This is a genomic window from Myxococcus sp. AS-1-15 (assembly GCF_020037055.1).
GTDB classification, from domain to species: domain Bacteria; phylum Myxococcota; class Myxococcia; order Myxococcales; family Myxococcaceae; genus Myxococcus; species Myxococcus fulvus.
The window spans coordinates 1-12,865 of sequence record NZ_JAIQDF010000026.1 but is presented as its reverse complement, the minus strand read 5'-3'; the positions used below and the strand labels follow the sequence as shown (position 1 = coordinate 12,865).

Sequence of the window (12,865 nt, the reverse complement as noted above, 5' to 3'; positions counted from 1 at the left end):
ATCAATGCGCCGCGTCAAGAGGGACACAGCACCCACATCCCGGGGGCGGGTGCGGTGGACAGTCTCCCAGGGGGAGTGACAGGTGGGAGGCAGAGGGCCCGTTCCCGGGGGACCTCGGCGGCGGACCGGTTGATCGCGGTGTCCGACGCCTGCATCGGGGACCCGGCGCGGGTGTGCGGCGGGGGTCTCGCGCGCAGCCGGGTCACCCACATGCGCTGGGACACGAAGCGCCGGGGCGGCCGCGCACGAGGCACGTCCCGACGGGCTGGGAACACCTGCTCATGCGGCGAAGAAGGCGCGTGGAGGGCCCGATGTTTGCGATTGGCTTTGTGTTCGCTCTGGGCGCCGACACCCGCGAGGTGACCGCGCGGCACGAGGCCCGCGGGTCGCGAGGTCGCGCTGCGTGAGCATGGAGTCGGCGCATGAGCGGGCACGAGGACTGGGGCGAGCGGTGCGGGTGTGCTGCCTTGCGTGGGCCCGGGAAGCCGGGTAGGAGGCGACCATCCCCTGCCCTGTCGACCAGCGCCTTGCTGAATCCCCACGACCGACGAGACCTCGCGAGCCTGGGCCTGATGGTCCTGGTGTACGGGCTCGCGGTGGCGCCGGTGCTGCACGCGGTGGTGGGCCATGGTGGCGCGGCGCATGTGCACAGTCACGGGGGTCAGGCGCACAGCCATGACGCTCCGGACGAGAGTGGCCTTGCGCCGAAGCCCACGCGTCAGTCGCCTGAGACGGGACATGGTCCGGATGGCCACAAGCACCTGACCGGCGCGGTGGAGCACCTGAGCGTGGTGGCGGCGACGTGGGTCGTGGCCCTGGTGCCGGTGGTGCGGTGGGTGTCGTGGAAGCACGAGTCCGTGCATGCGCCGACGCGGTTGCCGGGTGTGGCACTCCGGCCGACGGCGATGCCGCAAGGGCCATAGGTCCACGGCGCTCGCGCTGAAGCGAATCCATCGAACGTGAGCTTCGGACCTCCGCGCGCCGGGTGTGCGCGATGAGGTGGCGGAGTCTTGCGTGTCATCGCCCCCCATCCATGACGGCGGAGGGTCTCCGTCTTCGAGCCAGGAGTGTCACGCGAGAGCCGCGTGGACGAGGGCACGAGGACCGAGGCGACCTGCCGTGAGTGTCCTTCATGTCCACGAGTGTCGTGACCGTCGCGCTATCGACAGGTTTGTGGGTCCTCTGTGCACCGCTGCTCGCGGTGGCGAAGCCACGTTTGACGCTCGGCGAGGCAACCATGCCCTCGGCGACGAGCGCACGAGCGAGCACGAACCTGTCCGTGGTCACAAGCGGCGCGCCAACCTCCGGCGCACCATCCAGGGCCACGAGCCACGCAGCACTCGCCAGGCGGACCGTCGCGGCAACGACGCCGTCTGCGGAGTCTGCCGCGAGTCGCTTTGCTCGCGAAGCGCTTGCACCGGGAGCAGACAAGTCGTCGACGGAGCAACACGCGAGCCGTGCCGTCACCGGAGCACCTGTTCCGACGGCGACGCCGCACGCACTGAACACAGCGAAGACCGCTCCCCCCACCACAGTGCCCCTCTCCACGCCCCCAGTTCTTCACGCGGGGCTGAACACCGAAGCGGCAACCCCGGCCGCGCGGCTCCGCACCGCCACCCAGCCCTCGCAAGCAGCACCAGGCGCGACGCAAGCGATGACATCGTCCGAGCAGCTCCGCATCGCCACCCAGGCCTTGCAAGCAGCACCGGGCATGACTCAAGCGACGACATCGTCCGAGCAGCTCCGCATCGCCACCCGAGCCTCGCAAGCAACACCGGGCACGACTCAAGCGACGACATCGTCCGAGCAGCTCCGCACCGCCCCCCAGCCCTCGCAAGCAGCACCGGGCGCGACTCAAGCAACGACATCGTCCGAGCAGCTCCGCACCGCCCCCCGAGCCCCGCGGGCAGCACCAGGCACGACTCAAGCGATGACATCGTCCGAGCAGCTCCGCATCGCCCCCCAGGCCTTGCAAGCAGCACCGGGCGCAACTCAAGCGACGACATCGTCCGAGCAGCTCCGCATCGCCACCCAGGCCTCGCAAGCAGCACCGGGCATTGCAGCCACGACACCGTCTTCGCAGCCCCCAATCGCCAGCCCTCCTCCACAAGCAGAACCGAGCGCCGAAGCGACCACACCGTCCGCGCAGCCCCATATCTCCAGCACTCCCGCGCAAGCAGCACCGAGCGCCGAAGCGACCACACCGTCCGCGCAGCCCCATGTCTCCAGCACGCCCGCGCAAGCAGCGCCGAGCGCCGAAGCAACAACACCGCCCACGGAGCCTCAAGCCCATCAGGTCCCACAGTCCGAGCAGGACGCAAACAAGCCCCCACGCACGGAGCCGAAGACCCACACGGTGGTCCGAGGCACACGGCCTCCACAAAGCGCCTCGGAGCTCACCCTCGGCCGGGACATCCTGGACGCGGCGCCGCGCAGCGGAGCCGTGGACCTGCTCCGCGCCGTGCCGGGTCTCGTGGCCTCGCAGCACAGCGGAGAGGGCAAGGCGCACCAGCTCTTCCTGCGCGGCTTCGACGCCCTGCACGGACAGGACGTGGAGCTGACCGTCGCGGGCCTCCCGGTGAACGAGGTCAGCCACATCCACGCGCTTGGCTACGCGGACCTCAACTTCGTCATCCCCGAGGTCGTCCAGGCGCTCGAAGTGACGGAGGGCTCGTATCGCGCGGCACAAGGTGACTTCGCCGTCGCCGGCACGGTGCGCATGGACCTGGGCGTCAAGGAGCAGGGCGTGCACCTCGCGGGCACGCTGGGCCAGTACCGCCAGCGGCGACTGGTGGCCACCGTGCGTCCGGGCGAGGACCCGGAGACGTTCGCCGCGGTGGAGCTCGGCGAGGCCAGGAACTACGGCGCGCAGCGCGGCTATGGCCGAGCCTCCCTGCTCGCGCAGGCAACGACGAGACTCACCGACGGACTCACGTTACGAGCCCTCGCGGGCAGCTACATCACCCGCTTCGACTCGCCCGGCGTCGTACGCGAGGACGCGCTCCTCACAGGTCAGCAAGACTTCTTCTCCGCCTCCACGCCACGGCAGGGAGGCACCGTCTCCCGGCACCAGCTCCTGCTCGGAGTGGACCTCCCCCGCTCGGGTCAGGGCCGCACGAAGCTGGAGTTCTTCGGAATCCTCTCGGACCTGCGGCTGCGCAACAACTTCACCGGCTTCCGGGTGGACGAGCGAGGTGACGGACTCGAGCAGACGAACGACTCCATCATCCTCGGAGCCCGCGCCGAGCACCGCCGCACGGTGACGATGTTCGGCCGTCCCGTAACCCTGGAGCTCGGCCTGGGCGCCAGGCGTGACGGCGTGGAACAGACACAGCGGCGCTACCGCGAATCGGACGGCACCTTCTTCTCCGACGAAATCGACGCCCACTTCACCCAGACGGATGTCTGGGGTTGGGCCGAGGGGCGCATGGTCCTCGGCCGCTGGGCGCTCCGAATCGGTGGCCGCGCGGACGCGCTCGGTGTCGAGGTCTTCGACGCGCTCGCCTTCCGCGACCCGCGCTTCTACGACGGCCAGGGCTACTCCCGCAGCGCCTTCGGCGTGCACCTGGGCGCGAAGGCGGGCCTCGAGTACGCGCTGTCGGACGACGCGACCCCGTGGCGACTGTTCGCCAGCTACGGCGACGGCTTCCGCTCGCCCCAGGCACGCAGCCTCTCCGAGGGAGAGCGAGCCCCCTTCGTGTCCGTGCACGGCGCGGAGGTCGGCGCGCGCAAGGACAGGGAGACGTGGGCCGTGCAGCTCAGCGTCTTCGGCTCGCAGGTGGAGAACGACTTCTTCTTCGACCACACCGTGGGCACCACCGTGTACACGGGCGAGACCCTCCGCTCGGGAGTGACGGCGTCGCTCCAGGCGCGCCCCGTGCGAGGCCTCGTCGCGGCGCTGAGCGGCACCGTGGCGCACGCCTACGTGACGAGGACCGACACGCTGCTCCCCTACTTCGCCCCCTTCGTCGCCAGAGCGGACGTGGGCTGGGAACATCCCCTCGAATGGTCCTGGCTGGGCGCCGAGCCCACCCTCTTCACGGTGGGCACGGGGCTGACGTTCCTCGGCCCGCGCCCGCTGCCCTTCGACGAGAAGAGCCACTCCGTCTTCCTCACGGACCTGGACCTGGGCCTGCGCCGAGGAGAACTGGGACTGAAGCTGGAGGTGCGCAACCTCCTGGACGCGCGCTGGCGTGACGGCGAGTTCGTCTACAGCTCCCGCTTCGACCCGAGCGCCCCGGCGAGCCTCGTCCCGGCCCGACATTTCACCGCGGGGTCGCCTCGAATGGCCTCGCTCACCCTGGAGGTCCATCTATGAATCGCAGACACATCCTGAGGGGCACGGTGGCCGTCGCGGCCCTGCTGCTCGGCTGTGGCAGCGAGGCCGAGCGCCGCGTCTTCACCGTGGAGTCCACCTCGGCCCCGCTGTCCAACACACCCAACGAGCGAGGCTGGCGAATCACCCTCGACGCCGCGCACGTCTCCCTGGGTCCGGTGCGCTTCTTCGAAGGCCGAGTGCTCCTCTCCCGCACCTTCGACTGGTACGCGCTCCTCGGAGGCACGGCGCACGCGCACCCGGGCCACTACGCGCCGGGAGACGCCCTGGGCGAGTTGCTTGAGACGCACACGGTGGACCTCCTGAGCGGAATCACCCCCCTGGGCACCGCGAGCGCGGTGACGGGAGAGTACGGCTCGCTGGAGCTGACACTCGCCACCCCGACGGCGACCACCGACGCGCAAGGCGTCCTGAAAGGCCACGCCGTACGGCTGGTGGGCACGGCGACGAACGCGGAGGGAGGTCAGGTGCGCTTCGACGTGGAGGCGGACCTGCCCAAGCCGGTGGCCGGAGTGCGTTTCGAGAAGTCCCTCGGGCTGGAAGCGGGCCGGGTACGCATCACCGTGGACCTGAGGAAGTGGGTTGACCGCATCGACTTCGCCACCGCGACCGACACGGACGCGGATGGCATCTACACCTTCCCCGCCGACAGCCAGGCGCGCAATGCGCTGATGCGCGGCGTGGAGGACACAACCGCCTACGTGGTGACGTGGGAAGAGGGAGCCGCGCAATGAAGAACTGGATGCTGGGGTTGTCGTGCCTGGGACTCGTCGCCTGCAGTGATGGGACGGGCAACGTGACGTTCACCACGTATGGAGAGGACTTCATCGAGAAGCAGATTCCTCCCGCGGTGGGCGACGAGGCGGGCTTCACCGACGGCTGGACGGTGCGCTTCGACAAGTTCCTCGTGGTGCTCAGCGAGGTGACGGTGGAGACACACGACGAGGTGGCCGCGAAGCAGACGCAGGCGCGCGTGTTCGACGTGCACAAGCCCGGCCCCGTCGTGGTGGAGAGCTTCAAGGACCTCCCCGCGCAGAAGTGGGACCACATCAGCTTCGCGATGGCGCCGGTGGCGGACGCGGTCGCGGGCAACGCGGACGCGGCGGACGTGACGCTGATGAAGACGGAGGGCTACAGCGTGTACGTCGCCGGCCAGGCGACGAAGGACCGCGAGACGAAGCGCTTCAACTGGGGCTTCACCACGAACACCCTCTACGAGCACTGCGAGAGCCTCGAGCTGGGCGCGGGCGTGACGGTGCCCAAGGACGGCGAGGAGACGGTGCAGCTCACCATCCACGGGGACCACCTCTTCTTCGACGACCTCCAGTCGCCGGACGCGAAGATGCGCTTCGACGCCATCGCCCAGGCGGACAGGCTGGGCATCGCCGGACCGGATGGCGAGGTGACGCTGGAGGAGCTGGCCGCGGTGGACCTCACGGAGCTGCCCATCGACCAGTACGGCACGGGCGGCGCGGCCAACGTGCGCAACCTGCGCGACTTCGTCACGGCGCTGGTCCGCACCGCGGGCCACTTCCGGGGCGAGGGTGAGTGCGAGCCCCGCGCGCGCTGAAGCACTTCGTCCCACGACACGGCGGCGCGGTGAGCACCCGTCGCGCGAGCGACACACCGCGCCGGCCGTGATGGCTTACGGCTCCCTCTCCACCGGTGCTGGTCCACCGGGAGCGGGGGCCTCGCGCCAGAAGGGACCTCAGTGCTTCGGCGTGTTCGAGCCTGGCTGCCCGCTCCCCGGAGCGCCGCCCGGGATGGTGTTGCCCGGGCCCTTGCTCGGCGCGTGCTCCTTGTTCAGCTGATTGGCGCGGTTGTCTTGCGACGACTTGTGCGCGGGGTTGTTGGGATTCTTGGAGTCGGAGCGCTGGTCATTGGCGCTCGGCATCTTTCCGCTACCCTTGTTGCCCATGGGCGAACCTCCGGCGTTCCCGAGCGGGAGTGCTCGAGAGGGCCGCACCGTAGAGAGTGACCCGGCGGTGGACACTCGGGCGGAGGGCTCGCCACGCTGTCCTGAAGCGTACGTCCGGGTGTCGGTGTGGCGGCGCTGCGGGCCGTCCCTCGTCCGTGCGGGGATGTCGGGACGCGCCTGAGTGCCTACCTCCTTGGCACGGAGGTGATGGGCGTGAGGACGATGACCTATGAGCGCAGCGGCCGGACGAACACGGCGGCCCAGGCCTTGCGGTTGACGGGACTTGAGCACCTGTCGGTCCTGGAGCAGGGCGAGGTGGTATCCGAGCGGGAACTGACGGCCCATGAGGTCCGCACGTTCATGCCCCTGCTCGAGCAGGTGGAACACCAGCCGGCACCCGTGGTGCTCGTACCCCAGGCGGGCGGTCCCGACGGGCTCGCCGTGACGCTCGCGTTCGAGGACGAGGAGTCTCCTCGGGTCCGACTGGCCACGGAGCGCCTTCCCGCGAAAGGCGCGGGCCCGCTCTACGACCTCCTGCTCTGGGAGCTGGACGCCCTGCTGACGCGGGAGCTGCACACCCGCGCGCCGCGCCATGCGCACGTGGTGTTGCCCCACGAGCTCCGCCAGGAGGAGTAGTCAGAGGGCCGCGTCGGCCGCGGTGGTCGAGTCCTGCAAGGGCAACCGGACGATGAAGGTGGAACCCGCGTGGGGCGCGCTCTCCACGCGGATGTCGCCCTGGAGCGCCTCGACAATCTGCCGGACGATCCAGAGACCCAGCCCGAAGCCGCCGTAGTGGCGTTGGGACACGGCGCGCTCGAAGCGTTGGAAGATGCGGGCGTGGTCCTCGGGAGCGATGCCGATGCCATGGTCCTTCACGCTCAAGCGCGCGTAGCCGTCCTCGCGCGTGACGAGGACGTCCACGGGCTGCTGCGCGCCGTACTTGAAGGCATTGGACAGCAGGTTGGTGATGACCTGCTCCAGCCGCACGCGGTCCCAGTGGCCGACGAGGGGCTCGGACACCACGAGCCGCACGGGGCATCGCGCGCCCGCCGCGTCCTCCTGGACGCGGGACACCATCTCTTGAGTGAGTGACGACAGGTCCACCCGCTCACGATGCAGGTCGAGTCGACCCGCGCGGATGCGGGACACGTCCAACAACGTGGCGACGAGCTGGTGCAGCTGGGCGACGGAGCGCAGCGTGGACTCGACGCGGCGACGCACGAGCGAGGCCGTGGCCTCGGAGCCCATCGCCGGCGCGCCACGCAGCAGGAACTGGAGCTGGAGTTGGACGGAGGTGATGGGGGTGCGCAGCTCATGGCTCGCGATGGAGAGGAACTCGTCGCGGGACTGGACCACCTCGCGCAAGTCCCTCGCCAGGTCCTCCGCGGCGCGCCGGGCCACCACCAGTCCCGTCACCTCCACGGCGACGGCCATCACGCCCTGGACGACGCCTCGGGCATCACGCCAGGGCTGCCAGCTGAAGTCGTGGAAGCGCTGCTGTCGGGAGAGCGCCGGGGTGACGTAGGGAGACGCGGAGGCCAGGGGCACCTCGCGCCCGGAGAGGGGCTTGCCTTCGCGGTAGACGTCATCGAGGAGCCGCAACATGCCGGGGTCCATGGCGGGCTGCAGGTCGCGCAGCGGCTTGCCGATGGCGTGGGCATCCACCTCCAGCAGCGCGCACGCCTGGGGATTGAGCAGCTCACAGACATGGTCCGGCCCACGGAAGACAGCGATGGCGACGGGGGCCTGGAGGAAGAGTGACTCCATCCGCTCGCGCTGGACCTGGGCCTCGGCGAGCGCCGCGTGCTCGCGTTCGAGCAACCGCGTCCGCTCGAGCTCCAGCTGTCGACGCGCCGTCGCGTCGCGGAACACCCACACGGCGCCGAGCTCTTCGTCATCGGCCCCGCGCAGGGACACGGTGCACTCCTCGATGGGCAGCTCTCCGCCGTCGCGTCGCTTCAGCGCGCGGGGCCACTGGGACCACGTCTTGGGAGGCGCCGCCTGGCGCAGCGGGAAGGAGCCCGACTCGGGGCGGGAGCGCAGCACGTGTGAGAGGGGAGCACCCAGGGCCTCCGCCTCCGAGCACTGCAGCAGGTGCGCGGCCGCGGGATTGAGGTAGCGCACGACGCCTCGGTTGTCGGTGGCCAGGACCGCGTCGTTGAGGCTTCGCAGCAAGTGGGCTTCCAGGCCGGAGGACGGCGCGGGTGTCACGAGCGAGGGCGCCGTGACGCGCTCTGGTACCTGTACACGTCGTCCCGCCAGCAGGGAGGCAAGCGCCCCCACGATGAGGAAGAGGGCGACGGTGCTCGGCGCCGAGGGGCTCGCTGGCGATGCGGGACCGAGCATGCAGAGGAGCGTCCCCACCAGGGTCGCCAACCCGGCGGGTCCCGCGCCTCCGGTGAGCGCCGCGAGCAGCACGGCCGAGAGCGACAGCAGGAGCGCCGTGGCCCCAGGCAAGACGAACCACCACGCGGCGAGCCCCGCGAGGCTCACGCAGAGGACGGCGAAGCCGTAGCGAACCCACGCGAGGTGTGTGGGAAGAGCCGAACGGAATTGGAGAGCGTGCGCACGCATGGGACGGCGTCTCGCATCCTGGACAAAGGCTTCACACAGTGAGTGGAGGGCGCACCGGGAGACGCTCGGGCGGCGCCCCGCCGATGTTGATCTTCACCTGGACGCGCGGTGAAAGGCAAACACCAGGGGACAGGCGACAGTCGACCTGCGTGGGTTGTGACAAAGCATGAACAATAAGCAGACGAGCAGGCTTCGGTGAGAGAAGGCGGCACGGCAGCGGTGGGTGTGGTTGCCGAGCGCCCCGTCATCTGTGAAGAGAGAGACATGAAGCGTGTGCAGTTCTCCGTGCACCGCACGGTGGGAGAGGCGCGGCTGCTGGCGGGGACGCTGGAAGCCGAGGGAATGTCCGTCCAGGTGCGCGGCGAGTCGCTGGCCCCGCTGACCGGAGAGATTCCGAGCGGCGAGACGTGGGTGGAGCTCTGGCTCCATCCCGAGGACGTGGAGCAGGCGCGAGCGGTGGTCGCGGAGCTGAAGGAGAACCAGGAGGAGGCCTCGCGCACGGTGGAGTGTCCGGGCTGTCGGGAGGAGAACCCGGGCAACTTCGAGCTGTGCTGGAGCTGCGGGGTCGAATTGCCTCGAGGCCTCCGGCCGCGACTTCGGGCAGTGTGAGCCGCGCCAGCGGCTGGGCGAGAACGGGACGTGCGGCGGATGGAAGCAGAGCGACAGCAACCCCTCACCGAGGAGGTGCCAGCCGGGAAGCGACGGCGCTGGCGGGTCGATCAGGGCCTGCGCGGCATGCTGGTGGTGTGTGGCGTGGCGTTCCTGATTCACCTCATCCCGCTGTTCCTGCCCAGGAACATGCCGGAGCAGGAGCTGAGCATCGCTCGAGCCACCCCGCTGCCCGAGCAGCGCGTCAGGCTGCTGCTCCCCTTGCGAGAGCATCCGAAGGCGACGGCCGCGGAGCTGCGTGAAGCCGCGGAGCTGCTGCTCGACGGCGCCCCGGCCGAGGCACACGAGCTGGCCCTGGCGGCGGAGCGCCGGGAGCCCGAGGCAATGGAGACGCAGCTGCTGCTCGCGCGCGTCTGTGAAGTGGAGCGGATGGAGCGCTGTGTCCGCACGGCGTTGGAGCGGGCGAACCAGCTGGCGCCCATGGACGCCCGGCCCGACGTGTTCCGAGCGGAGCTCCGGGAGCGGGGTGGCGACACGGTGGGCGCATCCGAGGCGATGAAGGCCGCGTTCGAGAAGGCCCCGGGAGAGCCGCTCATCGGGCTTCGTTACGCGCGACTGCTGAGCGCGGCCCAGCGGCCGTCGGAAGCGTTCGCGGTGCTCATGGCGCTGCGGGGAAAGGTCCCCCTCGCGCGGCTGCTGGTGGAGCAGGCGCTGGTACTGCGCGCGGCCGGCCAGGGAGCGGAGGCCGTGGCGGTGTTGCGCAAGGCGACGCTGGAGGACCCCAGGCTCTCGCTCGCTCACTTCGAGCTGGGGCTGGCCTTGTTCCGCCTGGGAGATGTGGACGGTGCCCAGGAGGCTTTGAGACAGGCGGACCGACTCGACTTGGGAAGCCCCAAGGCCTTGGCGGCCCTGTGCGCGATGCAACTCGAGGCGCGGCGCATCGACGACGCGAGACTGACGCGGATGGACCTCGAGCGTCGCTTCTCCGGACGGATGGAGCTCATCCGCCAGTCCTGCAGCGTCCCCTGACAGGGCGCGGGGCTCAGCGAGGCTCGATGCCTCGAATCTGCCGGAGCATGCGCGCGGAGGCCTTGACCTCGTGGTCCACCGAGCCATCGACACGCTCGGTCCGCACGACGGCGAGGAGGTAGGGCAGGGCCTCGTCATCGCGCTCCTGCTGGAAGAGCAGCTCTCCTAGGGCGAAGCGGGCCCGGGTGAGGAGCACCAGGTCCTCCTGGGCGACGGAGGCGTCGATGGCGTCACTGAGCGCGGACTCGGCCAGCTCGGGCTGGCCCCGGGCGAGGAGCTCGCGCGCACGTTGGAGGTGTTCCTGGACGTTCATGGCAGGACGCCGGGGAGCTGCGAGGGAGGGACGACGGGGGCCACTCCGAGGTAAGGGTGGGCCCCATGGACGAGTCGCGCATCACCGAGCTGGAGCTTCGCTACATGCAGCAGCAGGAGACGCTGCAGGCGCTGAGCGACGTGCTCTATCAGCAGCAGCGGGTCATCGAGGCGCTGCGCGTGGAGCTGGACCTCCTGAAGAAGAAGCTGGAGGCCGAGCCCGGGCTGGTGGACGCCCGTCAGCAAGAGCGCCCACCGCACTACTGAGCCTCAGAACTTGTAGCCCAGGCGCAGACCGATGACGGGGTCGGGGTCCAGGTAGCCCACCTCCACGCCGATGCTCGCGGCCTTGCCCTGCAGGCCGAAGCCGAAGGCGGCATGCGCGCGAAGCGCATCGCCACGGCCCATGACAATCCAGGGCCCCACGAGTCCTTCGACGTAGACCCCCGCGCTGGCGATGTTCGCGCGGAGGACGACATCCAGGGGGATTCCCACGTCGTTGCCATCGGTGATGAGCGAGGCGCCGAAGCGAGCGCCCACCGAGAGAGGCCCCGCGAGCCGGCCTTCCACGCCCAGCAGGAAGCTGAAGGCCGCGCTTTGATCAATCCAATAGTCTGCCCCGAGCCCGACGCGGACCGTGGCGGCATCGGAGCGCATGGGCGCGACGAAGAAACCGGCCGCGAGCAGGACACCAAGCGAGGGACGAAGCAGCTTCATTCAGGAGGCTCCTCTTGCGTGGGGGAGCGCCACTCAAGCAAGCCCGGTGGACCGAGGCCAGTCACACGAGGCGTTCCCGCTTCGTTCCCCCACTTTTTCACGTCCATGGGTCAACAACAGCGGAACAGCGACAGCCGCAGCGGACCCAGTCGGCCCTCTGTCAGGGACCAGTGCGAGAGCAGGAGCACCTCGGCGTCGCGCGAATCCTCGCGAGCGAGCAGCGGCGACGAAGTCACCTCGTCGTTACGACGCGGGGATGAGAGCGATTCGCTACCACGAGATAGGCGGTCCGGACGTGTTGCGGCTGGAAGAGGTATCAGACCCGACCGCGGGTCCTGGCCAGGCGCGAATCCGGGTGAGGGCTGCGGGCGTGAACTTCGCGGACACGGAACGCCGTCGAGGCCTCTACGACGCCACGGCCCCGCTCCCACGAATCCTCGGAAGCGAGGCCGCGGGGGTCGTGGACCAGGTCGGCGAGGGTGTCGACTCACGATGGGTCGGCAAGCGAGTGGTGGCGCTCGCACAGCAGAGCTATGCGGAGTTGGCGACGACTTCGGTGGATGAGCTCCTGGAGCTTCCTGAGCACGTCTCCTTCGAGGAGGCAGCGGGGCTCCTCGTGCAGGGCCTCACGGCCTGGCATCTCCTCTTCACGTCAGCGCAGGTGCAGAAAGGTCACCGGGTCCTCATCCACGCCGCGGCGGGAGGCGTGGGTCTTCTCGCCATCCAGCTCGCCAAGACCTTGGGAGCCGTGGTGCTGGGGACCGTGTCGAACACGGACAAAGCCGCACTGGCGCGAGAGGCAGGCGCCGACGAGGTCTTCGTGTACGGAGGCTCGGCGTCAGTCTCGGATTGGGTGAAGCAGGTGACGGGAGGCAGCGGAGTGGAGTTGGTGCTGGACTCGGTGGGCGCCAGCACCTGGGCGAGCAGCCTCGAGTCGCTCGCGCCCTTCGGCCACCTGGTGGCGTACGGGAACGCCAGTGGTCCTCCGCCGGCATTCGAGGTGGAGGCGCTCTACGCGAAGTCGCTGAAGGTCAGCGCGTACTGGTTGCGCACCCCGCACCCGGCCGCCCTGCAGCGCCAGGCGCGAGAGGCATTGGGTCAGGCCCTCGCGGCCCGACGGCTTCGGGTGAAGCTGGGGTTGGTGGTCGGGCTGGAAGACGCCACCCAAGCCCACCGGCAACTGGAGTCCCGCGCTACCATGGGCAAGGTCGTGCTCCGAGTTGCCTGAGCCATACCTCGGACCCTCAGCGCGAACTTCGCTGGGGGTCTGATATGTGTTCAGCGATGGGAGCTGGAAAAAAGAAAAGCCCCCGTCGCACGAGGCGACGAGGGCTTCTCAAAAAGAATCCGGCAGCGACCTACTCTCCCAC

13 protein-coding genes are annotated in these 12,865 nt (G+C 69.7%); 9 read left to right on the top strand and 4 right to left on the bottom strand.

Annotation, left to right across the window (positions count from 1 at the left end; translation table 11 throughout):
- Positions 1 to 527: 527 nt before the first annotated feature.
- The 4 genes from K8625_RS41285 to K8625_RS41270 all read left to right on the top strand — a co-directional run bounded on the left by K8625_RS41285 (position 528) and on the right by K8625_RS41270 (position 5,906).
- Positions 528 to 923, top strand: coding sequence for a hypothetical protein (locus K8625_RS41285; RefSeq protein ID WP_223785791.1), 396 nt, complete (start codon positions 528 to 530; stop codon positions 921 to 923).
- A 1,433-nt stretch (positions 924 to 2,356) separates the two neighbouring features.
- On the top strand, positions 2,357 to 4,318 hold the full coding sequence (locus K8625_RS41280) for a TonB-dependent receptor domain-containing protein (RefSeq protein WP_223785790.1): 1,962 nt from the start codon (positions 2,357 to 2,359) through the stop codon (positions 4,316 to 4,318).
- Positions 4,315 to 5,070: a hypothetical protein gene (locus tag K8625_RS41275; RefSeq protein ID WP_223785789.1), complete on the top strand. Its 756-nt coding sequence runs from the start codon at positions 4,315 to 4,317 to the stop codon at positions 5,068 to 5,070. Before K8625_RS41280 ends, K8625_RS41275 begins: the two co-directional genes overlap by 4 nt.
- The gene (locus K8625_RS41270) at positions 5,067 to 5,906 is read left to right on the top strand and encodes a hypothetical protein (RefSeq protein ID WP_223785788.1); all 840 of its coding nucleotides are present in this window, start codon (positions 5,067 to 5,069) and stop codon (positions 5,904 to 5,906) included. The genes K8625_RS41275 and K8625_RS41270 overlap by 4 nt, the downstream gene beginning before the upstream one ends.
- 138 nt (positions 5,907 to 6,044) lie before the next feature.
- Here the strand turns inward: K8625_RS41270 and K8625_RS41265 are convergent, their stop codons facing one another.
- Positions 6,045 to 6,254, bottom strand: coding sequence for a hypothetical protein (locus tag K8625_RS41265; protein WP_223785787.1), 210 nt, complete (start codon positions 6,252 to 6,254; stop codon positions 6,045 to 6,047).
- 213 nt (positions 6,255 to 6,467) lie between these two features.
- Here K8625_RS41265 and K8625_RS41260 point away from each other — a divergent pair, with 213 nt between their 5' ends.
- The gene (locus K8625_RS41260; protein WP_324289136.1) at positions 6,468 to 6,890 is read left to right on the top strand and encodes a hypothetical protein; all 423 of its coding nucleotides are present in this window, start codon (positions 6,468 to 6,470) and stop codon (positions 6,888 to 6,890) included.
- On the opposite strand, the gene K8625_RS41255 is transcribed toward K8625_RS41260, so the two are convergent.
- Entirely contained in the window at positions 6,891 to 8,828 is a 1,938-nt protein-coding gene (locus K8625_RS41255; RefSeq protein WP_223785786.1) for an ATP-binding protein, read from the bottom strand.
- 264 nt (positions 8,829 to 9,092) lie between these two features.
- Here K8625_RS41255 and K8625_RS41250 point away from each other — a divergent pair, with 264 nt between their 5' ends.
- Together K8625_RS41250 and K8625_RS41245 are read left to right on the top strand one after the other, a co-directional pair.
- The gene (locus tag K8625_RS41250; RefSeq protein ID WP_141331910.1) at positions 9,093 to 9,437 is read left to right on the top strand and encodes a DUF2007 domain-containing protein; all 345 of its coding nucleotides are present in this window, start codon (positions 9,093 to 9,095) and stop codon (positions 9,435 to 9,437) included.
- Positions 9,438 to 9,476: 39 nt separating this feature from the next.
- A complete protein-coding gene (locus K8625_RS41245) occupies positions 9,477 to 10,466 on the top strand; it encodes a hypothetical protein (protein ID WP_223785785.1) in 990 nt (329 codons plus the stop codon).
- 13 nt (positions 10,467 to 10,479) lie between these two features.
- Here the strand turns inward: K8625_RS41245 and K8625_RS41240 are convergent, their stop codons facing one another.
- Positions 10,480 to 10,779, bottom strand: a complete 300-nt coding sequence (locus tag K8625_RS41240; RefSeq protein WP_223750792.1) for a hypothetical protein — start codon at positions 10,777 to 10,779, stop codon at positions 10,480 to 10,482.
- Positions 10,780 to 10,844: 65 nt separating this feature from the next.
- Between K8625_RS41240 and K8625_RS41235 the strand changes: the two genes are divergently transcribed.
- A complete protein-coding gene (locus K8625_RS41235) occupies positions 10,845 to 11,045 on the top strand; it encodes a SlyX family protein (RefSeq protein ID WP_223785784.1) in 201 nt (66 codons plus the stop codon).
- Between the two features lie 3 nt (positions 11,046 to 11,048).
- On the opposite strand, the gene K8625_RS41230 is transcribed toward K8625_RS41235, so the two are convergent.
- Positions 11,049 to 11,495 carry a hypothetical protein gene (locus K8625_RS41230; protein ID WP_223750791.1) on the bottom strand — a complete coding sequence of 149 codons (447 nt, stop codon included), beginning with the start codon at positions 11,493 to 11,495 and terminating at the stop codon, positions 11,049 to 11,051.
- A 256-nt stretch (positions 11,496 to 11,751) separates the two neighbouring features.
- Here K8625_RS41230 and K8625_RS41225 point away from each other — a divergent pair, with 256 nt between their 5' ends.
- Complete coding sequence (locus tag K8625_RS41225) at positions 11,752 to 12,723, top strand: quinone oxidoreductase (RefSeq protein ID WP_223785783.1); 972 nt, start codon at positions 11,752 to 11,754, stop codon at positions 12,721 to 12,723.
- The last annotated feature ends 142 nt before the right edge of the window (positions 12,724 to 12,865 follow it).